We start from the raw sequence: 20,884 nt of genomic DNA, 5'->3' as shown, positions 1-20,884 counted from the left end.
AGCCAGATCATTCGATTATTTAGCACCCTGCTTGCGGCCATTGCCGGAGAACGCGTTGCCTTTGTTGTCGCCATCACCGGAGGATTTGACCTTGCCCTGAGCGACTGGCGTCAGGCCGAAGTCGTTCTGCAGGTTGCGCAATGTCCCGGACATACTTGCGGTCGGCGCTTCTCCGGCGGCGTATAGCTGCACGATTTTCCCGTGCAGGGCACACATGTGAGCCAACGGACTGAGCGCGGCATCGGTTAATAATTTGTTGGCCATCAGGATCGGCACCAGCCGATTCCACTCTTTTATGGCGTGCGCGTTTGGCATCCAATCGGGAACGGCGGGCGCCTCATCAACAAGAGGCAGTTCAACCTCGACCGGTACGTCACGATCTTTCCGCGAGGTGCCGGCGACGGCCTTGAGCTGTGCGGGCTTTCGCGGGTTTGCCATGGTGAATACTCAATAAATACGGCCTATCGGCGGTGTGTGCGTGTGCTGAAAAACGGTTTTCCCCAACTGACTGCGCGATAAAACGTCTCGGGCGCGGTCTAGAAGCGAAAAGCCCCAGACTATTGACCCACCCCCACCCATTGAGCCTGACTATCTGCACTATTTCGGTGCATTCAAATGAGATTTCCTCTCATTTGAGACATTTTGCCCAGGGCACGGGTGATGCCCAAGCAGCCGATCAGGCCCGCCTAGCATTACCGAAACCCCCGTCTTCCTTGGCTGTCTTGGCTGAGTGGCAGGGGTGACACAGGCCCTGCCAGTTGGTCCGATCCCAGAACAGCAACATGTCGCCGCGGTGCGGAACGATGTGGTCAACGTCAGTGGCCACCGTCACGCGGCCCAGCTGCTCGCAGTGCACACACAGCGGATGCTTGGCCAGGTATCCCTTGCTCGACTGCTGCCAGCGATAGGTGTAGCCGCGCTCGTTGCTGCTGCCCCGCTGTTGCTCTGGCGTCGTGTGCTTGGGTGTGGATGGGGAGACCGGCTTGTGTCGCTGTGGCCTGACCGGCATATCGCTTACTCGGTGGTTGGCTCGCTCTTGGCGGGCTGGTTGGTGGGTGACTCAGCAGCTGGCGTCGCGGGTACCAGGCCTGCACGCTCTGCTGCGATCCTCAGCCACTTGACCGCCCTGGCGCGGCGGGCTACACATCCTGAGCAAGCCATCAATAGAGCTCGATCTTGAGGCCATGGCGCACGACCCAATCAATGAAGCCGGGCGGGATGTCATCTCGCCCTGTGAGCCACCACCAAACCACCGTGCAGTTGAGCAGCGGCATCACCCACCAGCTGAGCGTGGTCTTCAGTTTGAATTCAATACTGGCCATCATTCCACCTTCTCGACGGTTACCACGCCAGTAAGGCGACGGGTGTAAACCTCGTCTGATCCAGGCCGCTTCAGCCGAAGCGGGAGGGGGCAGTAGATGGCAATACCCTTGCCTGTGTCGCACCACCTCACATGCGATACCTCGTACCCGTTGACGTACACACGCCGGCGGCCTCGGCCATCATTGAAGTGGTGGAAGTTTTCTGTTCCAGGCATCACCAACCTCCCGCCATCTTGGCGCCAACCGCTACACCAGCGAAGAAGACCAGCACCACCAGCATCGAGCCAGTGGTTGGGATGATCGATGAAGGCAGTGGGCTGCGCATCGGTGGTGGTGCAGGCGGCTTCAGTCGCTCGCACATGCCGCACAATGGCGTGGGCTGGTCAGTGATCATCGATGCATCACATCCAGTGCACCGCGTGCAGATGGTCGGCCTCACGGGTTGCGACTCGGCAGCTTGAAATCGGTGACACGGTCAGCTATCGACCGGATCTTCTCCACACCCAGGAAGCCGACCCAGCCACCAACGAAGGTGGCCATACTCTGGGGCAGTCCGAAGAACTCAAGGCCGCTGATGATGGTCAGGGTCAGGCCACCGCACAGCACACCTTCCACCAGCATCTGGCGGCGCGAGCCACCACCGTAGGTGATGCGCAACACAGCCATGGCGAAGGACAGCCCGGCCGGGTAAAGGATCGGCGCATGCTGGCTCAGCCACGCAAGCATCAATGCCCAGGTGTCTGGCTTATCTGGCATGTTCGGCATCTCAAGTTCCTCCCTTTCGGGGAGTGAATAGATCCGGCTCCAGCAGCACTCCCAGCTCGGAGCAATGGGTGTGGTGGAGCCGAAAACGAAAAAGCCCCGGCATATGCCAGGGCTTTGATTGTTTGGAACAGTCTCGCTATTTAGCCGAGCTGATTAGCCGGCTCTACGGTGTATCGCCGGTATTCTGTTTGATCCGGACTGAGAAGTACCGACCCTTTATGATCCTCTAAGGACTCCCGATGAAAGTCAGCCCACTCCATTTCTCTGGCTGCTTCCCGAGCGCTAGATTCGTTGCTGAACCAGCCAACAACATCACGCGAGCCATGAGCAAACTCGTCGTCACGAAATAGAATAAATATTGTATTCATGGAATGCCTCAAATCAAAAAGCCCAACTCTAGGGTCGGGCTTTGCTCGCGGAAAAACCGCAAAGTAACTGAAATCTATATACAGGGACCGGGCCTGTCAAGCAGCCTGGCGACGAATATCTAAAGCCCCGTCAATCCAGGCAATGCCCGCCTTCCAAAGACCGCGCGTCTTCTCCTCGCCGAAGCCCATTTTCTTGCCGACTTCCATCAACGAGCTGTCGCGGGTGGTGTAGTACTTCATCAGCACCTGGCCGCATTCCGGGTACCGCTTTAGCAGGCGACCCATCAGCCCGTCGATCAGCAGCGCGTCGTCATCAGTGATCATCGGTGACAGGATAGTGTTCTCGCGTGACGCGCAGCACGACACGCCAGAGCCAAGCACAACCCAGCGGCCCCAATGCTCCAGCAGATCCTCGGCGGTGCGCTCTTTAAATGTCGGTGTGAAGGCCATGGCTCAATCCCCTGTGAAGTTGGTGGCGCCTGGGCCACGGCGGTTGTTGTGTTCGTACTGCGCGGAAGCCCCGGAAGGGGCCAACTTGCGAAATTGCGCAAGCTGATGATCTGCAGCTTGGAGGCGAATGCTCAGTTGCGTCACCAGCACCTCCATCGGCAGCGCCTCGCCGGTTTCGGCAGTGACCCAGCCGGAGGCGTTGCACTGCACGCAGGCCAGTTCGTGGAAGACGCCCTTGATCACTGCGCGACCACAGCAGGCCGGGCACTTGGCCAGGTCAAGTTGAGCGGCGCGGAAAGCTGGGCCGTGGGACTTCTTCATTTGGCCTCCTGCAGCTGACGCTCGAGCTCGAAAACATCGTTGCGTGGGGGGAAGTGTTCAATGCGGTGAAACTCACCATTCCGCATGAATACATCCAAGTAAATGTTAGGACCCATGTAGATAATCATCGTCGTGCTGACCATGGACGGATCGATTTTTGGCGCCGGCTCGACGTGGTGCAAGGTCGCGCCTTGAGCGATGATTGCCATTTTTAAACCTCGCCCTTAACAAATTGTGGTTCTGGCTCGCAGGCCCCGCCGTTCAAGGCGTCTACGAGGTTTTGCGAATCTTCATATCTAACGCCTGTCTGCGCGTGAATCGCCTTGAAGCCACGCGCATCTAACCAGTCGTGCCACTTCACCAACGCCAGGCGACGCTGCTCTTTGGCCTGGGTGTTGATATAGGTGGAAGCGATCTTGCCCAGGGAGTGGTTGAGCAGCATCTCGCCGATGTGGCCGTCGACGCCGAGGTCAGTCCAGGCGGTACGGGCCACCTTGCGCAGGTCGTGACTGGTCCAAGCGCCCTGCCCTAACCGAGTGAAGACAGCGCTCGCCTGGTTGTCGCTCAATGGCTTGCCACGGCGGGACGGGAACAGGAACGCACCCTCATATCCCAGGGCAATCTGGCACTCGCGGTAACGGCGCAGCAGTGCACACACCTGATCGGTCAACGGCACACGCAGTTCGGTTTTGGTCTTGGTGTGTTCCGCCGGCAGAAACCATTCACGCTCAGGCAGAGCAATGTCAGCCCACCGCGCTTGGCGGGTCTCCCCGATCCGCGTGCCGTGGCAAAGCATCATCAAGGCCAGCATGGCGTCACAGGGCGCGCTATCGAAACGCTCGGCTAACAGCATCACCAGTTCAGGCACCTGCACGTCGCGCAGACGGGCGGCCTTAGGCTGGATGCGCGCGGTAGTGAAGTGGCTGAACTTGAGCTCGGCCATCGCATTGAACGAGATCAGGTCCAACTTGCGAGCCTGGCGGAAGGCCATGGCGACCAGACGAAACAACTGCTGCACGTAGGACAGCGACAGTTCTTCCTGCGCCGGCCACATCAGCAGCTTGTCGAGGGTCTGGGCATTCAGGTCACCGATCAACAACTGATCCAGGCGCGGCTTGAGCTGGCAACTGATCGCCGACTTGATCGCCTTCCGGCGCTTGTCGGACAGCGCTCGCGACTTGGCCATGCGCTCGCCGAACCAGTCGAGCAGCTCGCCTACGGTCACCCATCCGGAAACACTGGCCGCGCCTTCGGCAGCGACACGCAGGCGCACCGCCGGCAATGCAGCGATCACCTGCTTGGTGTTCAGGTCGGGAAAGCCGCCGATGCGGTGCCATTGGCGCTTGTTGAGCAGGTACCAGGAACCGCGCGCGCGATTCATGGCGAAACGGAAGTGCAGTGCCGGGTGGCTGGCGTCACGCAGATCGCGCACGTGCTCAAGCTTCGCATTGCGGGCAATCTCGGCATCGGTCAGCTTCACCGTCAGGGTTTTGATTTGGGTGCTCAAACGCTCACCTTCCCTTCTTTGATCAAAATGGCCTGAGTGCGCATTACGCCCTCAGCGAGATACAACCGGACCTCTTTACGGGTGAGCTGTACTGGCGCCCTGAGTCGACCATCGGCGATGTCGTGGCAGTAACCGCAAGCCCAGGCACCCTGGAAGTCGTTGGGCTTCATGCCCATGCCGCAGGTGCCGGCCAATCGGTAGTGCGCCAGAACCGTGGTGGTGGATTCGCAGCCACAACCCGGGAACCGGACCTGACAGTTGCGATCGCGCGCGGCATTTGTGAGCTTGCTCATTGGGCACCGCCAACGCGGCGGGCACGCAGATCGGCCAAGGCCTTTTTCCCCACCTCAGGCGTTATCTTCGGCTCAAGAGCCAGTTCTGCCACTGGTACCGGCGCCAATTGCTCGCCCTGCCAGATGCGCCGGCACTGGATCAAGTACTGCTTTTCGAAGCTAGCCATACCGATTTCGCGGGACAGCAAAGGCAGGCCGTGAAAGCCCGCGGCCGCCGTCGCGTGATACACAGCGGGGTGGTACCACTTCGAGCAGCTACGCATTGCGGGATGACAATTGCGGAGCGCCTGGGCGTAGGCAGATTCAACGCTGGGCAGGCCCAGGCCCTCGGGAGCAAAGCACCAACTGACGAACACGCCAGGGGCAGGCACGAAAGCCGATTTGCTTGCGCTAACCACGCGCATCCCGTGGTCGATCTGTTCCATCTTGGTGATACCCGAGCGCATGAACTCACCCAGCCACTCCAACTTTGAAGCGTTCATGACCGCTTCGGTCGGCCAGGACTGACGCCATGCGCCGCACGCGCCCCGAAGACGCAGAAACAGGTCATCGATCACTGCCTGGGTTGAAGGATCAACAGCTACCACGACCGGAGATTGCTCAGGGCCCTGATAGGTTGGATCAGTTCGGCGACGAGCGACCAGATCACCTACGGCGACAGGCTTGTTTGATCGATTCACAGGCGTACTCCTTTCGCGGCCCAGTCATCACCGGGCGAGCCTTCCTCGCTGCTTGGCGTGCCGGCGGCCTGGGCGCGCTCTCGCTTGATCCACCCGGCCAGCTTGAAACACCAGCCAGCGGCAGTATCCAGAACGGATGTTTTGGCAACGAAGAAACCCTTGAAGCCGGACAGCAGTTCAGCGGTTAGGGCGTCAGCTGGTAGCCCTGCGATCTTCAGCTGGGTCTGCAGCGCCTCTACCGATGGCTCGAATTCAGCAAACATCGCGAAGCGTTGGCGATCGTCCTGATGGTCCAGGGCCTGGCGATCCTGCTCAGCGATCAAGTCCGAAAGCTCGCGCTGCTGCTCTTCGGTTCCTTGATGGTTAAGTGATGGATTGGGTGCAGCTGCTGCACCCCGTTCTGCTCCAGGCTGCACCCCGTTCTGTTGTGAGTTGCACCCCGTTGTGTCATCTGCACCCCGTTTTGCACGGGGTGCAGGATTTGCACCCCGAGATATCTGAAGGTCGTAAACGACTGGGCGGCGGTCATGCCGATCGATGTGCACAGCGGCGATAGCCTGATTGCCCTTCTGGATCAACCCGAACTTCTCCAGATCGTCCAGCTTGTAGCGGACGGTACGCTCGGACAGACCAGTGTCCTGGGCCAGGGTAGAGGCAGACGGAAAAGCCCCCGCACCGTTCGAACCGGCATAGTTGGCCAGGCACAGAAGCACGTGGCGCGCGCTTGAGTCTTTGAGGGTTTGCACGGGCAGAGAGAGCGCCCAGGACATTGCTTGAACGCTCACAGCGAGTTTCCTTGGAGTTGTTCGGCGAGAGTGGTGATGCCTTTGCGGGTGACCATGACCTGCTCAACCACCTTGAGGTTTTCCTCGGCGCCCTTCCCTACCGTGACCAGCTTGTGCTCGAGAAGGCCAGAGGTCAGTCGAGGCTGGTAGGCCGACCATGCGGCGAAGGAAGTGCGACGGTAGATCCAGCGGTTGTCGCTGAGCCACTTGAAAAGCTTCAGTGGGCCAATACCGAGTTGCTTGGCGGCCGAGGTGATGCAAATTGAGCCGTCGGTAGCGGACAGGCGCTCCAATGCTTGAACCTTGGGAGCCTGCTGCTGGATGACTTGGTGCAGCGAAGCGTTCTGCTTGGCCTGATCGGCGGCGAGCTGGAGAGCTTCGGCGAAGTTGGAAGGCATCGATATGGTGTATCGCGACACCTTTTCGAGTTCCATTAAACGTGTCACGACACGATGGCGAAGCGGGACGCTGTATCCAGTGAGGACGGTCATTACCAGGTCGGGCGCGAGCATGTACTCGGTCTGCTTACGACCGGCGCCGTCCAAATAGATGCATCCAAATCTGGATACATCGACATTCATCTGGCCCAGGTCACGCTTGATATCGCGAACGACATGGTGATGATGCTTGCCGGTGAGATCAGCGATCTCCCGACTCGACATGCTGACCGTATTGCTTGGAGCGACGAGTGTGTTCATAATGGCCCCACAAGTTTTATTGCTGTTGAAAGAGCCGCCCTGCCAGGCGGTTTTTTTATGCCTGCCATTTGGTGTTTCAGTCTTTCCTGCGAAACGCTTGAATCGTGCCGCTCATGGCTCTTGGCCTGGTCCTTCTAGTTAACTCCTGCTGAATTCCGTGCTTCGCCAACTCAGCCGGGGTCATGCCCCGCTTTGCCGCCTCCGCCATCAGCAATCGCAACTCATCCGGATCAAGCAACTCGTCAAGGTCCATGCCTTTCTGTTCTTCTGGCATATGCCCTCCGGTCCCTTTGTGGTCCCTATTGGGTCCCTACGGTTTCGCTTTAGGCAGCCCGGTCGTCACGGATAGAATTGCCAACAAGATCGAGCAGCCAGGACTTCAGAACTTCGCGGGCCAGAACAGACTTCTTCGTTCCGTGGATTTGCGCGGCGTAGTCCAGAAGGCCGAGGTATTTGTCATCCAGCAGAACTTTCATCTGGTTGACGTGCTTTTCGTTTAAGCGATCTTCATCTGCCATTGGTGAGGCTCCTTGGTTGTTCGAAAGGGTTAAGCGGCGGAAAGTGAGTGGCTGGTGAAATCGGCGATCTGGCCCCACGGAAACGATGGGCAAAGGTCGGTACGATTCACGGCCCCCTGAGTCAGCGCTTCGATTTGAACGGCGCGCTTAGCGGGAACCGGGCGCTCGCCCGAGCACCATTGGTTTACGGTGGGGGCAGTGACCTGCAGCAGGCGCGCCATTTCCACCTGGCTGCCCAGCAAGCGACAGGCTTCTTTGGCTGCTTCTGCTGATTTCATGAGTTATCTCCCGGAGATTTGAAGTGAATATAAGGCATTACCTTATACTAGACAAGCCATTGCCTAACCGACTCTATGAAAGGCTAAATTAGGCAATGCTTACCGGCCCAGAATTAGGCGCTGCCATTGAGGCAGCGCGGATCGCCAAAGGCGTATCCAAAAAACAGCTCGCTGACGACTTCTCCGTGAAGCCTCCGTCGGTACAGGGGTGGGTGAAAAACGGCAGGATCGACAAGTCCAAATTGATGGATGTGATCGCCTATTTTTCAGACGTAGTCGGGCCCGAGCACTGGGGTTTGCGCCAGGGCTTTTCCTACTCGAATGCTTATGAAGAAGAGCGGACCGCTTTCAATGTCGCGGAAAACTCACCTGAATCATCTGCTGCGGACAAGGTTCGTCAGATGCTGGCAGGCAAGATCCTAGGTGATGATCGCTTGCGGAGGATTTTGGCGATCACCGAAGGAAATGAGCCGGAAGGAACTGTAAGCGTCTTAGTGAATGACGCGTACCGACCTGGCAAGGTCGGCGATGAGGTCTGGATTGCTCACTACGACGTGCGCGGCGCGCTGGGTGATGGTGAGGTCGCACACGACTTTCCGGAGCTGCTCCAAGACATCCGAATCAGCCCTTCCCACCTGCGTTCGATGGGTATCGAGTTCAAGGAGCATTACAGCCTGAAGGTCATCACCGGATGGGGTCAGTCGATGACGCCGACCATAAAGCATGGGGACCCGTGCCTGGTTGACATCAGTATCAAGGAGTTCATTGGAGACGGGGTCTACTACTTCTCGTACGGCGGCTTCCAGTACATCAAGCGCTTGCAGATGAAGGGTAAGGACAAATTCAAGATGATCTCAGACAATCGAAAGCACAAGTCTGAGGACATTCTTATAGACGACACATATATTCAAGCCCGAGTCTTGTTTGTTTGGAATGGTAATTTGGTTTAGTCGCAAGTCCATAATCAATAGGGAAATAGAATTATGCTGAAGCTGCCACCTCTGTCTATCAAATCTTTCGGTCAAACGTCAGGCGGATTGCGCACTGCAACTTCGGTTTCGGCTATTTGCCCCTTTTGTTTAGAGAAAGTCATCTTCTCGCTTGGTAGCCACGTGGAGGATAAAAAGAGGGGGTGGGTTAGTACTAGCGCATCATGCCCAGGATGCAGTCGGGTTGTGCACTTCCTAACGACGATGTCTGTGAACGATGTAAATGGAAACGCGCCAAATGAGTCTCATCAATATTTCATGTTCCCGGGCGAATCTTCGGGCTACGATTACCCGTCGCTTCCTGACACGGTACCAGCCTCCCTTCAAAGGTCCCTTACATCAACTATTGATTCTCTTAATGCTAAGAATTTCCCAGCTACAGCGGTTGGAGCTAGGAGAACGCTCGAAGGTATTTTCAAATACCTAGTAGATACTGAAAGCAGAGCAAAATCCCTATATCAACTCATTGATCAAGTAAAAAACAACAACGATCTTGCTGCTCCGCTCGAAACGCTTTCACACGCGATAAGATCAGGCGGCAATCTAGGAGCCCATTTTGATGATGAAAATGAACCTACTGAGGAAATGGCAGGAAAAATGGTAGAGCTCCTAGACTACCTAATTTCTTATCTGTACGTTCTCCCGTCCAAGATAACCGAGTTAGAGAAGTCGCTCGGCAAAGAAAAACCTTAACCGAAGCCCAGTAAGCCCGCCGATAGCGGGCTTTTTTCTGAGCGTTAAAAAGGCGCTGGCTCTTCTGAATCGAACGCGTCGGACGCCTGAGTGGGCTTATCGTCATCCGCCGATGGCGCCCACTTTAACGTAATTGACGCATCTTCGTGATTGTGCGACATCTCAATCCCGTCAGTCTCTGAGAGAGCACTGACAATCTCGTTCCATTCCTTCTCCCCGTCCGTATCCAGCCGATGAATTCTTACCTCCCTCCTCTCCTGGGCGATCGGGTGGTTGATCATCGATGAGACGCGCAGCCCCAGGCGCGCCATGCCGCTCATTTCTTGCCGTGCTGCCGGTACCGCCTGCTTCTTCGCCATGAAATCCCCCGATTAAATGCTGTATATCCATACAGCTTAGGCAAAGCTTATATCAGGCCCGATCAGAATGTCACCACCAAAAACGGAACAACCCTCAGGAAAAATCCCTCAAAATAATTAGGCATTACCTATTTACAAAAGATTAGGCATTAGCTTACTGTTGAGCTCATAGAGTCACCCAACAGGGGCTCGCCAGGGCCTCACAGCCCACTGCTCTTTAACAGCCAGCGCAACAAACAACAGACCGCATTGCCTCTACCGGCGACCGGCGAGCAGACAGGCCCGAAAGCCTGCCAACGACAGGGAAAACCCTGTACGGCTGCCCGATGGTGAAACGCCAGAACCGAGTGAAAGACCCGGCAAGCAATGCGCACCGCCCCTTCCGGCGGCAATGGGATGGACAGCATCACTGAAGCACCTTCTTACGAGGGTGCTTTGGGATGCACTGGCGGTTATGATCAGGCCATGGAAAAAGAACTGGTAAGTAAAAACTGGAAAGGACACCTGGGGCTCGGGCTTGCACCAAAAGAGATCCTGTACCTTTTGTATACAGCTGAAGGTCTTACCGCGAAGGAAATAGCAAGGGTTGCCGGAGTGGCTCCTTGCACAGTTTCAAAACGGCTTAGCTGTGCAATGTTCAAGCTTAAGGTAACGCGGCAAACCGCAATGGTTGCCGAAGCAATAAAGCTGCAGATAATCACCCCAATTTAACAACAAATCACCGCAGCCCTTACTCACGGATGCCTCTTCCGAGGTGCTCTGCTGCGCTGATTTTATTACCCCGGCACGGAGGATTGGCAGCCATGCAAACGCACAGATTCCCGCACGGCCCCAAAGGGCTCTGCTGGCTTGTCACGTACGGAGGCGTTTGTGACAGAACGAAAAGCCCGGTTTCGACTGGGCTTTTTTACGCCTCGCCTTTACCCGTCAGCACCCTCCCCTGCGCCCACCGGCACACCCAGGCGGTCAGGTTGCTGACGAATAAACGCAACCACAACCAAGGAGTCGACATGAACTCAGCCATCCAACAAAGCCAAGCCGTTCTGCAGGCCCTGCGCGCCCGTGTTCAGATTTCCACTTCGGAGATGTACGTGATGATCGGTCGCGAAGAACCTGTGAAGGTGCCGCGCTTCAACGTGGTGCCGCTCGGCAAGAACTTGTTTGATGTGGTCGAGCGCTCCAGCGGTGTATCCCGCGGCGCGCGCACCGGCCACGACGGCGCCTGCCAGTACGCCGATCAGCTCGAGCGCAACGCCGACTTCTTCGATTCCGCCAAGGCAACATCGCGCCGTTTCGGGCGCCGGATGATGCGCTGGACGGTTGGCTTCGCTGTCATGCTCGCGGTGTTCGCCTACTACGGTGCGCAGCAATGATCGGCGTGCCAATGCCCAACCCGAAAGACGCGGTGATTGCTGATCTAAACCGCCAAATGGACGCCTTCTTCGGCGCAGGTAAGGGTGTGCAAGAGATCGCCCAAGGCGTCACGGGCGTGAAGGACGGCACCTACGGTGGTGGGCACAGCAGCAGGCTGCGCGCCGAACGCGACAGGATTGCACCAGGGCTAAAGCAACTGGCAGAGCGCGGCATATCAATCAATAAGGCCGCTGCATCGATCGGCATTGACCACAAGCGCGCCCGGCTCATTGCCAGGGAGAACGGCTTCAAGTTCGCCGACACCCCATGAAGCGCATCAGCAACCAGGTGCGGCAACGCCGGCGGCAGGCATGGCTTGATTTGCCAGCACATGAAATCGAAGAGGTAGGCCATGGCCAAGGACAACGCGCAGATCCAGCGGGACAAGCGCGCGAAAGAGAAGGCGCTGCTCGACAGGATCGGCGCCGAGAAGCGAACGCTGATTGTCTCGAAAGCACTCGATGATGCACTTCAGTTGCTGGGCGAGCGTCACGACTTTGAGGAATGGCAGGAAACGGTATCGACGCCCCTGATCAACCTGGCAGCAGCGCCCGCCGAAGAATCTGCCCGCCTCACCATCATGTCGCGACCTGCTTTCGCAGTTACCGCAACACAGTCGCGACAGCTTGAGGAATTCAGCAAGACCGGTATCGAAACAGCATAACCCACCATACCCGCCGCATTGTATATGCGATGAAGTAATCGCGAGCCCCTAACCTCGGCGACGGCCTGCAACCATAAATGCACGTATCCACAGGCATGCCACACCGATTACAAATGGTGACCAAACGATAAAGGCAGCTTTTTCCGTATCGAATATGTCTTCCAAGTCCAAGTTATTGGAAAAGCCAACCACCAGGATCAGAAGACCCAAAACCAGCGCAAGCCAGCCAGCTATTCGCAGGGTGTTTTCTACCAATTCAGTTTGCGCTTCGTTCATAGATGCCCTTATCCGGCTCCATGCCGGTCATCCGTAATACCCCAACCCAAACCAAATTGCCACCACCGGACTCCGGAGGTCGGCGCTTACCCGGAGTAACCCCATGACCAAGCAAGCACAGCAAACAGTACTCGCCGCAGAACTCCCTGAGCGCGGCCAACCTCTGGCCGGCGGCGTGTTCGTCACCCGCTACTGGCTCAACGGCTTAGAGCGCGCCCTGATCCTGCTGCCTGACGAGCTCAGCGGCCCATGGGGCGAGTACGGCGTCGAGATCAAAGGCGCAGGCAGTTACAGCGACGGCGAAGCCAACACCCGCGCTATGGCCGAGGCTGGCAGTGTGATCGCCATCAAGGCTCTGGAGCTGGATGGCTTTATCCCGTCTTGCCTGGAAGCCCAGCTGCTGATGGCGGCCAAGGCCGATGGTTTGGTGGAGCTCCGCGAGGACCGCTGGCACTGGCTGAGTTCGCAGCGCTCCGCCAACTTCGCCTACTACATGGACTTTGAAGATGGCTGGCTCGACTACTACGGCAAGTACCTCGAGCGGCTCGCGCGCCCTGTCCGCAGCCTCCCTATTCAGTAATTCATTCCTTCAATCGTTTTTCGCAGGTGATTCCCGGGAGCGCCAGGACGGCGCTCAGACCAGAAGCTCGTCGGGAAGCGCCGGCTACCTGCAACTTATCTCGCTCACAGGAGCATCTCATGCGCGCAAGTGAACTGACCACGTACACCCGTGGTGATCTGACTATCAGCAGCCCAGACGAAGGGGTGGTGCTGAACTTGGCAACCCTGGCCATCGCAGCAGCGCCGGCTATTGCGGCAAGCGGCATCCCCGCTGTCGGCGAGTACTGGCCCGGCGAAGGCGGCATCAACGGCGGTCTGTTCCCCGGCGGCGACAAACCCTACTACCTGATCGTGCCGACGGGCGCAGATGCCGAGGCCAGTCTCGAGTGGGGCGGCTACGGCCATGAGCTCGACGACGCCAAATCCTCATGGGATGGCCAGGCCAACACCGCTTACCTGGCAAGCAGCAACCGGGAGCACGACCACCCGGCCGCCCAGTTCTGCGCCAACTTCGAGCGTGACGGTCACAAGGACTTCTACTTGATGGCGCGCCGCGAGGCGTCCTTCCTCGAAATTACCGTGCCGGAAGTCTTTACCCAGTCTTATCACTGGACGAGCTCGCAGCGCTCCGCCGACCGCGCCTACCGCGTGGTCTTTGGAGCTGGCTGGCTCGACCACTACGGCAAGCTCAGCGAGCGGCTCGCGCGCCCTGTCCGCAGAAAGTTTATTTGATCATTCAATTCTTCATTCAAGGGTGCGATAGCACCCTCGCTTTTCAGGAGGCCAGGGATGGCACTGCATACGGATTTGGAAATCCACAAGGTGGCCGAGGAGTTGCTCGGCCTTTCGCTTGACCTGGTGCGCAATATCCCGCGCGACCTGAAACAGGTTGTCGGCGCAAAGATCCGGGACGAATGCTTGCAGGTCCTGGTGCTGATCGGCCGGGCCAACATGACCCGGGACAAACTGCCCCAGATCAACCTGCTGCTGGAAAGCATCTGGATGCTCAACTACTTGCTGCGAGCCCTCACCAATCGAGGGTTGATCAGCAAGGGGCAGCACGCCAAAGCAATGAAGATGACGGCCTCTGTAGGTCGCCAGGCAAACGCCTGGAAGAAGTCCGCAACCGCGCCCGCTGCTTGAGGGTCAAGGCCCTCTTGCCTGTGCGCCAAATCTGGTCGAGCCGCTGACCTCTGGGTCACCGCCATGCGCACAACAGATACCGCCGGTCTAAAGCGTCCGCGTAGGTCTCGCGCAGTTTCCAAGCTGATCGGCAATGCCTTCGGTTTGGCGATGTAGATAGCTCGACAGGTCGCAGCGCTCCGCCAACAACGCCTACAACATGGACTTTGAAGATGGCTGGCTCAACAACAACGACAAGAACAACGAGCGGCTCGCGCGCCCTGTCCGCAGATTTAAGTGTTGCTCCGTTCCAGTTCGAGGATCTCGTCCAGGCTTACTACGACTGCCGACGCAACAAGCGGAACTCCGCAAGTGCCCGGCTGTTCGAGAAGGACATGGAGATCAACTTGCTGGAGCTGCACGACGACCTGATTGCCGGCACTTACCGGCCAGGCCGATCTATTTGTTTCGTGGTCACCCGACCGAAAGCCCGCGAAGTTTGGGCGGCAGCCTTTCGGGACCGCGTCGTCCACCACCTCATGTACAACCATGTGGCACCGCGCTTCTACGCCAGCTTCATAGCGGACAGTTGCGCATGCATTCCAGGGCGCGGCACGCTGTACGCCGCCAAGCGCCTCGAATCGAAGATTCGCAGCGCCAGTGAGAACTGGTCGAAACCGGTCTTCTACCTGAAGTGCGACCTGGCAAACTTCTTCGTTGCCATCGACAAGGCTGTGCTGCGAAAGCAGCTGGAGGGCAGGATCACCGAACCCTGGTGGCTGGCCCTGGCTACGCAGATCCTCATGCACGACCCGCGTGAGGATTACGAGACCCGCAGCCCGGCCCACCTGTTCAATCGGGTGCCGCAGCACAAGCGCCTGGTGGCGCAGCCCGCTCACCTCGGCCTGCCGATCGGCAACCTGTCGTCGCAGTTCTTCGCCAACGTCTACCTCGATGCCCTGGACCAGTTCGCAAAGCACCAGCTGCGGGCCAAGCACTACATCCGGTATGTCGATGACTTCGTGTTCCTGCATGAGTCGCCGCAGCAGCTCAACCAGTGGCTGGCAGAAGTAGAAGCGTTCTTGCCCTGGCTCGGCGCCAAGCTCAACCCCACGAAGACGATCCTGCAGCCCGCGGATCGCGGCGTCGACTTCGTTGGCCACGTCATCAAGCCGTGGCGGCGAACCACCCGCAAGCGATCACTGGCCCAGGCACTCAAGCGAACCGCTGCTGCACCTGCCGAGGATCTGCGTGAGACAGCCAACAGCTACTTCGGCCTGCTCCGCCAGTCCAGCAACAGCCACACGGACCGGGCAGCACTTGCGCGTGTCGTGCTGAAGCGCGGCAACAGCGTCAATGCAGCGCTGACCAAGACCTTCCAGAAGAAATAACTCCCCCACTCCACCGCCCGGGCATGGCCCGGCAAGGACTCACCATGCCTACAGAAAACAAATTCTTCGCCGCCGGCGTAACCCTCCAGGCATCCCGCGCCAACCGCGTGTACGTGGCCGGGCCAATGACCGGAATAGCTGACTTCAACTACCCGGCCTTCAACGCCGTGGCCGACCAGCTGCGTGGCCTGGGCTACGAAGTCGAGAACCCCGCCGACCACGGCATCGTCGAGGGCGCCCAGTGGGCCGACTACATGGCCTACGACCTGACCCGCCTGGGCCTCTGCGGCGTGATCGCCTTGCTGCCGGACTGGGAGAAGTCGCAAGGCGCCCGCCTGGAAGTCCTGATCGCCGAACGCCTCGGCATGACGGTTGTGAATGCCCATGATCTTGTAACTAGGGAGGCCGTATGAGCCCGTACAGAGAAATGAAATTAATGGCCCAAGCCTCAGAAAGTAATCGGCTCGAGACCCAGGCAAAGCTTGATCGGGTAACCGCCGAGCGTGACGCCCTGCAACAGCGCCTGACCGCAGCGGATGAGCGGAATGACTTGGCAATTGACCTGCTCCGGCGCGCGCGCGCAGTTATTGAGGGTGGAGGCTGGGCGGACCTCGAAAGGGATATCGCCAAGTTTTTAAAGCCAGCAGATGGAAGCAAGCCATCCACCTGCACCTGGACTGAAGGCGGATTTTCCTGGCACACCGGCTGCGGTAAAGAATGGCAGTTCACCGATGGCGGATTGCCGGCTGAGAACGGCATGCACTTCTGCCACTCCTGCGGGAAAGCGCTGGTTGTCGAGTCAGCACAAACCGCATAGGAGTACATCTGTACTCTTGCGCAAAACCTGTAACCCCTCCCCCTTCAAAGTCAGCCGCTATAGCGGCAAGGACGAAGTCATGACCACTGAAAACCAAAGCCCTGAGTTCGAACTGAGCGGTGGCCAACCCGCACGCCCCGTTCTGCGCTGCTACAGCGTCGGCGATCAAGACTGGGTAGCTGCAACCAGCGAAGACGAAGCCCGGCGCTTGCTGGCTGAGATAAACGGCGATGACCCTGCCGACTACGCAGACTGGGACGTCGAGTTGACCAGCGAAACCATGCTTGATCGGCAGTGGACGGACGAGGATCCGCCGCACGCTGAATGTGGATGCCTTCGCGACTGGTTGGCCGAAGCAACTGAGCCCACCTACCTGATGGGTACGGAGTGAGCTCATGACCCTGATCAAAGAACGCCCCATCCTGTTCTCGGCGCCGATGGTGCGCGCCATCCTGGAAGGCCGGAAGACGGTCACTCGGCTGCCAGTCAAAGGCGCAGCCTCGAAGTGGTTGATTGATTTCACCCCCGAATTCGTGGCCGACAGAGCCAATGACCTTTGCCCGCATGGCCAGCCCGGCGATCGGCTGTGGGTGCGCGAGACTTTCATCGATCTGCGCGGCACCGGCGTTGAGCATCGACCAGACCCGGGCGGCCCACTCCAGCGATACGCCTACGCTGCCGACTGCCGACCTGGGTCACACAGCGACGAGGCAAGGAAAGACTTCGGCCTGAAATACAAACCCAGCATCCACATGCCTCGCGCCGCGTGCCGCATCCTGCTTGAGATCACCGATGTCCGCGTCGAGCGGCTGCAGGATATCAGCACCGAACAGATAATCGCCGAAGGACTCAGCACCGCCCTACGCGAGCACGATGCCGAGGTCGATCTGCGGCGCCAGTGGCGCGATCTATGGGAATCCACCGGTGGCGACTGGGAAGCCAACCAGTGGGTCTGGGTGGTCGAGTTCAAGCGGGTGACGCCATGATCGTCATCGGCCTATTTCCCGACCTCCTATTCATGGCCTGGAATATCCATAAGGGGCCGAGGCCATGAGCGACGAACTGAAACCGTGCCCCGAGTGCGCGAGCGACAACCTGGAGCTGGATAGCAGCTGCAGCGCAGGGCTCAGCTGGGTCATCTGCCGCGACTGCGACTTCACCCTGCAAAAGAAGGTGCCCGAGGAAAACATCTGGCGGCACTGGAACAAACTGAAGAAAACGCAGAAGCCCTAACCCCAATCCCCCTACATGCCTGCCGGTGAGCGGCGGGCGAGGTATTCCTATGCCCGAATTAACGTACGAACAAAAACTGGTCGATTACGCGACAGCGCCGAAAGCCACTGCGGGAATCATCAGCCAGATCGAAAACGGCAACTTCGTCAATCACTGGTGCGGAAAGCTGCGCGGGAAGTTTGTGCAAATCGGCCCGACCTGGAAGTCATCCACAAAGCAGCAGGCCACGGAGTCCGCTCGGCAGTTCCGAGCGCAGTGCCTGGCGGAAGCGAAGGCCAAAGGCCTGCTCCCCTCCTAACCCACCTTCTGCCGCCCAGCGCGGCGCGGAGCATCATCATGGCAAAAGTCCTGGCCCAGATTACGGTCAAGCTGCCGCGCCTCATGGAGGCCGGCGAGTACAGGAAGTTGCGGTACGTCGGCGGAAAGCCGAGCCTGCAGCAATTGAAAAAATGGATTGAGGAAGGCGAAGTGATCGGAGAGGTAAAAGGCGGGATGTATTTCGTCGATGTGCAGGCAGCAATCATGGGTTCGAGTGACCCGCTGCTGGCCAAGATGCTGGAGCTCGGCTGATGGCTGCCCGGCCCCGCACGCTGCAAAACAGAAAGCTACCGCCAAACCTTTACCCGAACGGAAAGTACTGGCGGTACCGCAACCCGGTCACCGGCGTGATGACCAGCATCAACCGCCCCTTGGAGGAGGCAATCAAGCTGGCCCGGGCAGCAAACCTCAAGTTTGCCGAGCTCGTCGTCGATGACGGCTCGCTTCTGGCGGTGCTGACCGGCGACCGCTTGCCTATCGTGAGCAACCTGCTAACGCGATTCGAAGAGGAGTGGCTGCCGGACCGGTCCTATGCCGCACGCACCCTGGAGGAGATCAAGTTCAAGCTTGAGCGGTACCGGCAAGATCTGGGCGACCGGCTGATAGGTCAGCTGGACGTGCTGGCCATGGCCGAGTACCTCGACAACTTCAGCAACAATGCCTACACGAAGCACCGCGGGCTGTGGGTGCAGATCTTCGCCTTTGCGGTAGCCAAGGGTCTGGCAGAGCGTAACAACGCCGAGCTGACCCTGGTGAAGAAAGAAGCCGAGAAAAAGCGGCAGCGCCACACGCTCGACGGTTTGAAGTTGATCATTGAGGCGGTGACCACGCCGCCCTGGCTGAAGCGGGCAATCCGCCTGGCCTTGGCCAGCCTTCAGCGCCGGGACGACATCGTCACCTGGTTGAAGTCCGCCGCGGACATGGAGAAGAACACGCTCACCGTCTCGCCTGGGAAAACCCAGGGCTACGAAAACCCTGTGCACCTAAAAATCACCATGGGCACCGCGCTGCGGGAGGTGGTCGGGGAATGCCTGCGCTCGCCGCTCGCGTCACCCTACCTGATCCACTACAAGCCCAAGGCCCGCCGGCGGGAACAGATCGACGCCAAAGACCACTGGACATCGGTGACGCCTGACTACCTGACCAAGGAGTTCAGTAAGGCCAGGGACGCAGCGCATGCCTACGACCATGTGCCGGCCGGTGAGCGACCCACTTTTCACGAGATCCGCGCATTGGGTGCCTGGCTGTATGAGCAGCAGAAATTCCCACAGGAATACATCCAGGCGCTCATGGGACACGCGGACGAGAAGATGACGAAGCACTATCAGGAGGGGCACGACGAAAAGAAGATCGAGTACCTGGAGGTGGGCGCCGAATTGGCGTTCTGAGGTGGGAGTTTTGCAAAAGTTTTGCAAAAGTTTTGCAAATCGCAGACAACAAAAAAGGGCCCACCTTTCGGTGAGCCCTTCTAGACCGCCCAGCAGAGCGGATTTTGTTTGGTAGGCGCGATTGGACTCGAACCAACGACCCCCACCATGTCAAGGTGGTGCTCTAACCAACTGAGCTACGTGCCTGCTGTGAGGCGGCATTCTACGGAATTCCGAAGGGGTGTCAACATCTTTTTTGCAGCTAACCCTATGAATATGCGAATTTTTTACTGGAGCCGGGTACGTCCGGGATTTTCGGGTGGCTGGCAGGCAAATTTCAACTCAGGTAGGATCGGCGCACTCGTAAAAAATATAAAACAGAGGTTCCAGGATGGCGAACACCCCCTACCCCCAGTCGTATTACGCCGCGTCCGCGAATGCGGTTCCGCCACGCCCGGTGCTGCAAGGTGAAGTCGAAACCGATGTGTGCGTGATTGGCGCCGGTTATACCGGCTTGTCCAGCGCGCTGTTTCTGCTGGAGAACGGTTTTCGCGTGACGGTGCTGGAAGCCGTCAAGGTCGGCTTTGGCGCCTCGGGCCGTAATGGCGGGCAGATCGTCAACAGCTATAGCCGCGACATCGACGTGATCGAGCGCAGCGTCGGCCCCAAGCAGGCGCAACTGCTGGGGCAGATGGCGTTTGAGGGCGGCAGGATCATTCGTGAGCGCGTGGCCAAGTACCAGATCCAGTGCGACTTGAAGGACGGCGGCGTGTTCGCTGCACTCAACAGCAAGCACATGGGCCACCTGGAGTCGCAGCAGCGCCTGTGGGAGCGCTACGGCCATACGCAGCTTGAGTTACTGGATGAGCGCCGTATCCGCGAAGTGGTGGCCTGTGACAACTATGTCGGCGGCCTGCTGGACATGAGCGGCGGCCACATTCACCCGCTCAACCTGGCGCTGGGCGAAGCAGCAGCCGTGGAGTCGCTGGGCGGCATGATTTACGAGCAGTCGGCGGCGGTGCGCATCGAGCGCGGCGCCAACCCGGTGGTACACACCGCCGAGGGCAAGGTCAGGGCCAAGTTCATCATCGTGGCGGGCAATGCCTACCTGGGCAACCTGGTGCCGGAGCTGGCGGCCAAGTCGATGCCTTGTGGCACACAGGTCATCACTACTGCACCGTTGGGTGATGAGCTAGCTAAAACCTTGCTTCCGCAAGATTACTGCGTCGAGGACTGCAACTACTTGCTGGACTACTACCGCCTCACCAGCGACAAACGCCTGATTTTCGGCGGCGGCGTGGTGTATGGCGCGCGCGACCCGGCCAACATCGAAGCGATCATCCGCCCGAAGATGCTCAAGGCCTTCCCGCAGCTCAAGGATGTGAAGATCGACTACGCCTGGACCGGCAATTTCCTGCTGACCCTGTCGCGCCTGCCACAGGTGGGTCGCTTGGGCGACAACATCTATTACTCCCAGGGCTGCAGTGGCCACGGCGTGACGTACACGCACCTGGCGGGCAAGGTGCTGGCAGAAGCGTTGAGAGGCCAGGCAGAGCGTTTTGACGCGTTTGCGGACCTGCCGCACTACCCGTTCCCGGGTGGGCAACTGTTGCGCACACCGTTTGCGGCGCTGGGGGCGTGGTATTACGGGCTGCGGGATAAGTTGGGGTTCTGAGGCAATCCAACTGTGGGAGCG

36 protein-coding genes, 1 tRNA gene and 1 pseudogene are annotated in these 20,884 nt (G+C 58.7%); 20 read left to right on the top strand and 18 right to left on the bottom strand.

The features are described 5' to 3' along the window. Positions 1–15 precede the first annotated feature (15 nt). From K0H48_RS19705 to K0H48_RS19695, 3 genes and pseudogenes are all read right to left on the bottom strand, one after another. Entirely contained in the window at positions 16–438 is a 423-nt protein-coding gene (locus tag K0H48_RS19705; protein WP_219268779.1) for a hypothetical protein, read from the bottom strand. Positions 439–676: 238 nt separating this feature from the next. Continuing rightward, positions 677–946, bottom strand: a pseudogene (locus tag K0H48_RS19700) (HNH endonuclease); the annotation flags it as partial. Between the two features lie 214 nt (positions 947–1,160). Further along, on the bottom strand, positions 1,161–1,322 hold the full coding sequence (locus K0H48_RS19695) for a hypothetical protein (protein WP_219268777.1): 162 nt from the start codon (positions 1,320–1,322) through the stop codon (positions 1,161–1,163). 131 nt (positions 1,323–1,453) lie between these two features. Here K0H48_RS19695 and K0H48_RS19690 point away from each other — a divergent pair, with 131 nt between their 5' ends. Next, the gene (locus K0H48_RS19690; protein ID WP_219268776.1) at positions 1,454–1,783 is read left to right on the top strand and encodes a hypothetical protein; all 330 of its coding nucleotides are present in this window, start codon (positions 1,454–1,456) and stop codon (positions 1,781–1,783) included. Here K0H48_RS19690 and K0H48_RS19685 read toward each other — a convergent pair. From K0H48_RS19685 to K0H48_RS19630, 12 genes are all read right to left on the bottom strand, one after another. Continuing rightward, positions 1,758–2,087 (bottom strand): phage holin, lambda family, encoded by a 330-nt coding sequence (locus K0H48_RS19685; protein WP_212551437.1) that lies wholly within the window; start codon positions 2,085–2,087, stop codon positions 1,758–1,760. The two genes, K0H48_RS19690 and K0H48_RS19685, sit on opposite strands and share 26 nt — an antisense overlap. Before the next feature lie 464 nt (positions 2,088–2,551). Next, positions 2,552–2,905: an antiterminator Q family protein gene (locus K0H48_RS19680; RefSeq protein ID WP_219268775.1), complete on the bottom strand. Its 354-nt coding sequence runs from the start codon at positions 2,903–2,905 to the stop codon at positions 2,552–2,554. Positions 2,906–2,908: 3 nt separating this feature from the next. Next, positions 2,909–3,226 carry a hypothetical protein gene (locus K0H48_RS19675; protein WP_219268774.1) on the bottom strand — a complete coding sequence of 106 codons (318 nt, stop codon included), beginning with the start codon at positions 3,224–3,226 and terminating at the stop codon, positions 2,909–2,911. Then, a complete protein-coding gene (locus K0H48_RS19670) occupies positions 3,223–3,435 on the bottom strand; it encodes a hypothetical protein (RefSeq protein ID WP_219268773.1) in 213 nt (70 codons plus the stop codon). Before K0H48_RS19670 ends, K0H48_RS19675 begins: the two co-directional genes overlap by 4 nt. A 2-nt stretch (positions 3,436–3,437) precedes the next feature. Then, positions 3,438–4,733, bottom strand: coding sequence for a site-specific integrase (locus K0H48_RS19665; RefSeq protein WP_219268772.1), 1,296 nt, complete (start codon positions 4,731–4,733; stop codon positions 3,438–3,440). Next, entirely contained in the window at positions 4,730–5,026 is a 297-nt protein-coding gene (locus K0H48_RS19660) for a DUF1364 domain-containing protein (protein ID WP_219268771.1), read from the bottom strand. Before K0H48_RS19660 ends, K0H48_RS19665 begins: the two co-directional genes overlap by 4 nt. Then, positions 5,023–5,706, bottom strand: a complete 684-nt coding sequence (locus tag K0H48_RS19655) for a replication protein P (protein ID WP_219268770.1) — start codon at positions 5,704–5,706, stop codon at positions 5,023–5,025. Before K0H48_RS19655 ends, K0H48_RS19660 begins: the two co-directional genes overlap by 4 nt. Then, positions 5,703–6,476: a helix-turn-helix domain-containing protein gene (locus K0H48_RS19650; RefSeq protein ID WP_219268915.1), complete on the bottom strand. Its 774-nt coding sequence runs from the start codon at positions 6,474–6,476 to the stop codon at positions 5,703–5,705. Before K0H48_RS19650 ends, K0H48_RS19655 begins: the two co-directional genes overlap by 4 nt. Positions 6,477–6,487: 11 nt before the next feature. Then, a complete protein-coding gene (locus K0H48_RS19645; protein ID WP_257627039.1) occupies positions 6,488–7,189 on the bottom strand; it encodes a phage regulatory protein/antirepressor Ant in 702 nt (233 codons plus the stop codon). A 76-nt stretch (positions 7,190–7,265) separates the two neighbouring features. Next, positions 7,266–7,463: a hypothetical protein gene (locus K0H48_RS19640; RefSeq protein ID WP_219268925.1), complete on the bottom strand. Its 198-nt coding sequence runs from the start codon at positions 7,461–7,463 to the stop codon at positions 7,266–7,268. Between the two features lie 49 nt (positions 7,464–7,512). Next, complete coding sequence (locus K0H48_RS19635) at positions 7,513–7,707, bottom strand: hypothetical protein (protein ID WP_094952267.1); 195 nt, start codon at positions 7,705–7,707, stop codon at positions 7,513–7,515. A gap of 29 nt (positions 7,708–7,736) precedes the next feature. Beyond that, entirely contained in the window at positions 7,737–7,985 is a 249-nt protein-coding gene (locus K0H48_RS19630) for a Cro/CI family transcriptional regulator (protein WP_219268769.1), read from the bottom strand. Between the two features lie 95 nt (positions 7,986–8,080). On the opposite strand from K0H48_RS19630, the gene K0H48_RS19625 reads away from it, so the two are divergent. Continuing rightward, complete coding sequence (locus K0H48_RS19625; protein ID WP_219268768.1) at positions 8,081–8,935, top strand: S24 family peptidase; 855 nt, start codon at positions 8,081–8,083, stop codon at positions 8,933–8,935. A 249-nt stretch (positions 8,936–9,184) separates the two neighbouring features. After that, positions 9,185–9,667, top strand: coding sequence for a DUF4145 domain-containing protein (locus K0H48_RS30985; protein WP_219268767.1), 483 nt, complete (start codon positions 9,185–9,187; stop codon positions 9,665–9,667). A gap of 44 nt (positions 9,668–9,711) precedes the next feature. Here K0H48_RS30985 and K0H48_RS19615 read toward each other — a convergent pair whose 3' ends face one another. After that, complete coding sequence (locus K0H48_RS19615) at positions 9,712–10,026, bottom strand: DUF1654 domain-containing protein (RefSeq protein WP_219268766.1); 315 nt, start codon at positions 10,024–10,026, stop codon at positions 9,712–9,714. A gap of 366 nt (positions 10,027–10,392) precedes the next feature. Between K0H48_RS19615 and K0H48_RS19610 the strand changes: the two genes are divergently transcribed. The 4 genes from K0H48_RS19610 to K0H48_RS19595 all read left to right on the top strand — a co-directional run bounded on the left by K0H48_RS19610 (position 10,393) and on the right by K0H48_RS19595 (position 12,103). Then, positions 10,393–10,737, top strand: coding sequence for a helix-turn-helix domain-containing protein (locus tag K0H48_RS19610; RefSeq protein ID WP_257627038.1), 345 nt, complete (start codon positions 10,393–10,395; stop codon positions 10,735–10,737). 299 nt (positions 10,738–11,036) lie between these two features. After that, on the top strand, positions 11,037–11,399 hold the full coding sequence (locus K0H48_RS19605) for a hypothetical protein (protein WP_219268765.1): 363 nt from the start codon (positions 11,037–11,039) through the stop codon (positions 11,397–11,399). Continuing rightward, positions 11,396–11,710, top strand: coding sequence for a hypothetical protein (locus tag K0H48_RS19600; RefSeq protein ID WP_219268764.1), 315 nt, complete (start codon positions 11,396–11,398; stop codon positions 11,708–11,710). Before K0H48_RS19605 ends, K0H48_RS19600 begins: the two co-directional genes overlap by 4 nt. 81 nt (positions 11,711–11,791) lie before the next feature. After that, the gene (locus tag K0H48_RS19595; protein WP_219268763.1) at positions 11,792–12,103 is read left to right on the top strand and encodes a hypothetical protein; all 312 of its coding nucleotides are present in this window, start codon (positions 11,792–11,794) and stop codon (positions 12,101–12,103) included. A 48-nt stretch (positions 12,104–12,151) separates the two neighbouring features. Here the strand turns inward: K0H48_RS19595 and K0H48_RS19590 are convergent, their stop codons facing one another. Continuing rightward, positions 12,152–12,379 (bottom strand): hypothetical protein, encoded by a 228-nt coding sequence (locus K0H48_RS19590; protein WP_219268762.1) that lies wholly within the window; start codon positions 12,377–12,379, stop codon positions 12,152–12,154. Between the two features lie 103 nt (positions 12,380–12,482). On the opposite strand from K0H48_RS19590, the gene K0H48_RS19585 reads away from it, so the two are divergent. From K0H48_RS19585 to K0H48_RS19530, 12 genes are all read left to right on the top strand, one after another. After that, the gene (locus K0H48_RS19585; RefSeq protein ID WP_219268761.1) at positions 12,483–12,959 is read left to right on the top strand and encodes a hypothetical protein; all 477 of its coding nucleotides are present in this window, start codon (positions 12,483–12,485) and stop codon (positions 12,957–12,959) included. A gap of 119 nt (positions 12,960–13,078) precedes the next feature. Then, positions 13,079–13,672 (top strand): DUF1566 domain-containing protein, encoded by a 594-nt coding sequence (locus tag K0H48_RS19580; protein ID WP_219268760.1) that lies wholly within the window; start codon positions 13,079–13,081, stop codon positions 13,670–13,672. Positions 13,673–13,729: 57 nt separating this feature from the next. Further along, positions 13,730–14,083, top strand: coding sequence for a four helix bundle protein (locus K0H48_RS19575; protein WP_054917220.1), 354 nt, complete (start codon positions 13,730–13,732; stop codon positions 14,081–14,083). Between the two features lie 212 nt (positions 14,084–14,295). Continuing rightward, positions 14,296–15,453 (top strand): RNA-directed DNA polymerase, encoded by a 1,158-nt coding sequence (locus tag K0H48_RS19570; RefSeq protein ID WP_257627037.1) that lies wholly within the window; start codon positions 14,296–14,298, stop codon positions 15,451–15,453. Between the two features lie 44 nt (positions 15,454–15,497). After that, positions 15,498–15,866, top strand: coding sequence for a DUF4406 domain-containing protein (locus K0H48_RS19565; protein ID WP_219268759.1), 369 nt, complete (start codon positions 15,498–15,500; stop codon positions 15,864–15,866). Next, a complete protein-coding gene (locus K0H48_RS19560) occupies positions 15,863–16,270 on the top strand; it encodes a hypothetical protein (RefSeq protein ID WP_219268758.1) in 408 nt (135 codons plus the stop codon). The genes K0H48_RS19565 and K0H48_RS19560 overlap by 4 nt, the downstream gene beginning before the upstream one ends. 79 nt (positions 16,271–16,349) lie before the next feature. Next, on the top strand, positions 16,350–16,661 hold the full coding sequence (locus K0H48_RS19555) for a hypothetical protein (RefSeq protein ID WP_219268757.1): 312 nt from the start codon (positions 16,350–16,352) through the stop codon (positions 16,659–16,661). A gap of 4 nt (positions 16,662–16,665) precedes the next feature. Continuing rightward, the gene (locus K0H48_RS19550) at positions 16,666–17,256 is read left to right on the top strand and encodes a hypothetical protein (RefSeq protein ID WP_219268756.1); all 591 of its coding nucleotides are present in this window, start codon (positions 16,666–16,668) and stop codon (positions 17,254–17,256) included. A 64-nt stretch (positions 17,257–17,320) separates the two neighbouring features. Next, positions 17,321–17,503: a hypothetical protein gene (locus K0H48_RS19545; RefSeq protein ID WP_065948844.1), complete on the top strand. Its 183-nt coding sequence runs from the start codon at positions 17,321–17,323 to the stop codon at positions 17,501–17,503. A gap of 49 nt (positions 17,504–17,552) precedes the next feature. Further along, positions 17,553–17,801 carry a hypothetical protein gene (locus K0H48_RS19540; protein WP_219268755.1) on the top strand — a complete coding sequence of 83 codons (249 nt, stop codon included), beginning with the start codon at positions 17,553–17,555 and terminating at the stop codon, positions 17,799–17,801. Between the two features lie 38 nt (positions 17,802–17,839). Then, positions 17,840–18,073: a hypothetical protein gene (locus K0H48_RS19535; RefSeq protein WP_219268754.1), complete on the top strand. Its 234-nt coding sequence runs from the start codon at positions 17,840–17,842 to the stop codon at positions 18,071–18,073. Next, on the top strand, positions 18,073–19,209 hold the full coding sequence (locus K0H48_RS19530; RefSeq protein WP_219268753.1) for a tyrosine-type recombinase/integrase: 1,137 nt from the start codon (positions 18,073–18,075) through the stop codon (positions 19,207–19,209). Before K0H48_RS19535 ends, K0H48_RS19530 begins: the two co-directional genes overlap by 1 nt. A 109-nt stretch (positions 19,210–19,318) precedes the next feature. Here K0H48_RS19530 and K0H48_RS19525 read toward each other — a convergent pair. Then, positions 19,319–19,395: transfer RNA gene (locus K0H48_RS19525), tRNA-Val, on the bottom strand. Between the two features lie 184 nt (positions 19,396–19,579). On the opposite strand from K0H48_RS19525, the gene K0H48_RS19520 reads away from it, so the two are divergent. After that, complete coding sequence (locus K0H48_RS19520) at positions 19,580–20,863, top strand: FAD-binding oxidoreductase (protein WP_219268752.1); 1,284 nt, start codon at positions 19,580–19,582, stop codon at positions 20,861–20,863. Positions 20,864–20,884: the final 21 nt, after the last annotated feature.

The organism is Pseudomonas sp. Xaverov 259 (assembly GCF_019352915.1).
GTDB lineage: Bacteria > Pseudomonadota > Gammaproteobacteria > Pseudomonadales > Pseudomonadaceae > Aquipseudomonas.
This window is presented reverse-complemented; position numbering and strand designations above follow the sequence as displayed.

Excerpts from the sequence above, each read along its gene's own strand:
- K0H48_RS19705 (WP_219268779.1), bottom strand. The coding sequence starts at position 438 with ATGGCAAACCCGCGAAAGCCCGCACAGCTCAAGGCCGTCGCCGGCACC.
- K0H48_RS19695 (WP_219268777.1), bottom strand. The coding sequence starts at position 1,322 with ATGGCCAGTATTGAATTCAAACTGAAGACCACGCTCAGCTGGTGGGTG.
- K0H48_RS19690 (WP_219268776.1), top strand. The coding sequence starts at position 1,454 with ATGCGATACCTCGTACCCGTTGACGTACACACGCCGGCGGCCTCGGCC.
- K0H48_RS19685 (WP_212551437.1), bottom strand. The coding sequence starts at position 2,087 with ATGCCGAACATGCCAGATAAGCCAGACACCTGGGCATTGATGCTTGCG.
- K0H48_RS19680 (WP_219268775.1), bottom strand. The coding sequence starts at position 2,905 with ATGGCCTTCACACCGACATTTAAAGAGCGCACCGCCGAGGATCTGCTG.
- K0H48_RS19675 (WP_219268774.1), bottom strand. The coding sequence starts at position 3,226 with ATGAAGAAGTCCCACGGCCCAGCTTTCCGCGCCGCTCAACTTGACCTG.
- K0H48_RS19670 (WP_219268773.1), bottom strand. The coding sequence starts at position 3,435 with ATGGCAATCATCGCTCAAGGCGCGACCTTGCACCACGTCGAGCCGGCG.
- K0H48_RS19660 (WP_219268771.1), bottom strand. The coding sequence starts at position 5,026 with ATGAGCAAGCTCACAAATGCCGCGCGCGATCGCAACTGTCAGGTCCGG.
- K0H48_RS19650 (WP_219268915.1), bottom strand. The coding sequence starts at position 6,476 with ATGTCCTGGGCGCTCTCTCTGCCCGTGCAAACCCTCAAAGACTCAAGC.
- K0H48_RS19645 (WP_257627039.1), bottom strand. The coding sequence starts at position 7,189 with ATGAACACACTCGTCGCTCCAAGCAATACGGTCAGCATGTCGAGTCGG.
- K0H48_RS19640 (WP_219268925.1), bottom strand. The coding sequence starts at position 7,463 with ATGCCAGAAGAACAGAAAGGCATGGACCTTGACGAGTTGCTTGATCCG.
- K0H48_RS19635 (WP_094952267.1), bottom strand. The coding sequence starts at position 7,707 with ATGGCAGATGAAGATCGCTTAAACGAAAAGCACGTCAACCAGATGAAA.
- K0H48_RS19630 (WP_219268769.1), bottom strand. The coding sequence starts at position 7,985 with ATGAAATCAGCAGAAGCAGCCAAAGAAGCCTGTCGCTTGCTGGGCAGC.
- K0H48_RS19625 (WP_219268768.1), top strand. The coding sequence starts at position 8,081 with ATGCTTACCGGCCCAGAATTAGGCGCTGCCATTGAGGCAGCGCGGATC.
- K0H48_RS19615 (WP_219268766.1), bottom strand. The coding sequence starts at position 10,026 with ATGGCGAAGAAGCAGGCGGTACCGGCAGCACGGCAAGAAATGAGCGGC.
- K0H48_RS19610 (WP_257627038.1), top strand. The coding sequence starts at position 10,393 with ATGCGCACCGCCCCTTCCGGCGGCAATGGGATGGACAGCATCACTGAA.
- K0H48_RS19605 (WP_219268765.1), top strand. The coding sequence starts at position 11,037 with ATGAACTCAGCCATCCAACAAAGCCAAGCCGTTCTGCAGGCCCTGCGC.
- K0H48_RS19600 (WP_219268764.1), top strand. The coding sequence starts at position 11,396 with ATGATCGGCGTGCCAATGCCCAACCCGAAAGACGCGGTGATTGCTGAT.
- K0H48_RS19595 (WP_219268763.1), top strand. The coding sequence starts at position 11,792 with ATGGCCAAGGACAACGCGCAGATCCAGCGGGACAAGCGCGCGAAAGAG.
- K0H48_RS19590 (WP_219268762.1), bottom strand. The coding sequence starts at position 12,379 with ATGAACGAAGCGCAAACTGAATTGGTAGAAAACACCCTGCGAATAGCT.
- K0H48_RS19585 (WP_219268761.1), top strand. The coding sequence starts at position 12,483 with ATGACCAAGCAAGCACAGCAAACAGTACTCGCCGCAGAACTCCCTGAG.
- K0H48_RS19580 (WP_219268760.1), top strand. The coding sequence starts at position 13,079 with ATGCGCGCAAGTGAACTGACCACGTACACCCGTGGTGATCTGACTATC.
- K0H48_RS19575 (WP_054917220.1), top strand. The coding sequence starts at position 13,730 with ATGGCACTGCATACGGATTTGGAAATCCACAAGGTGGCCGAGGAGTTG.
- K0H48_RS19570 (WP_257627037.1), top strand. The coding sequence starts at position 14,296 with ATGGCTGGCTCAACAACAACGACAAGAACAACGAGCGGCTCGCGCGCC.
- K0H48_RS19565 (WP_219268759.1), top strand. The coding sequence starts at position 15,498 with ATGCCTACAGAAAACAAATTCTTCGCCGCCGGCGTAACCCTCCAGGCA.
- K0H48_RS19560 (WP_219268758.1), top strand. The coding sequence starts at position 15,863 with ATGAGCCCGTACAGAGAAATGAAATTAATGGCCCAAGCCTCAGAAAGT.
- K0H48_RS19555 (WP_219268757.1), top strand. The coding sequence starts at position 16,350 with ATGACCACTGAAAACCAAAGCCCTGAGTTCGAACTGAGCGGTGGCCAA.
- K0H48_RS19550 (WP_219268756.1), top strand. The coding sequence starts at position 16,666 with ATGACCCTGATCAAAGAACGCCCCATCCTGTTCTCGGCGCCGATGGTG.
- K0H48_RS19545 (WP_065948844.1), top strand. The coding sequence starts at position 17,321 with ATGAGCGACGAACTGAAACCGTGCCCCGAGTGCGCGAGCGACAACCTG.
- K0H48_RS19540 (WP_219268755.1), top strand. The coding sequence starts at position 17,553 with ATGCCCGAATTAACGTACGAACAAAAACTGGTCGATTACGCGACAGCG.
- K0H48_RS19535 (WP_219268754.1), top strand. The coding sequence starts at position 17,840 with ATGGCAAAAGTCCTGGCCCAGATTACGGTCAAGCTGCCGCGCCTCATG.
- K0H48_RS19530 (WP_219268753.1), top strand. The coding sequence starts at position 18,073 with ATGGCTGCCCGGCCCCGCACGCTGCAAAACAGAAAGCTACCGCCAAAC.
- K0H48_RS19520 (WP_219268752.1), top strand. The coding sequence starts at position 19,580 with ATGGCGAACACCCCCTACCCCCAGTCGTATTACGCCGCGTCCGCGAAT.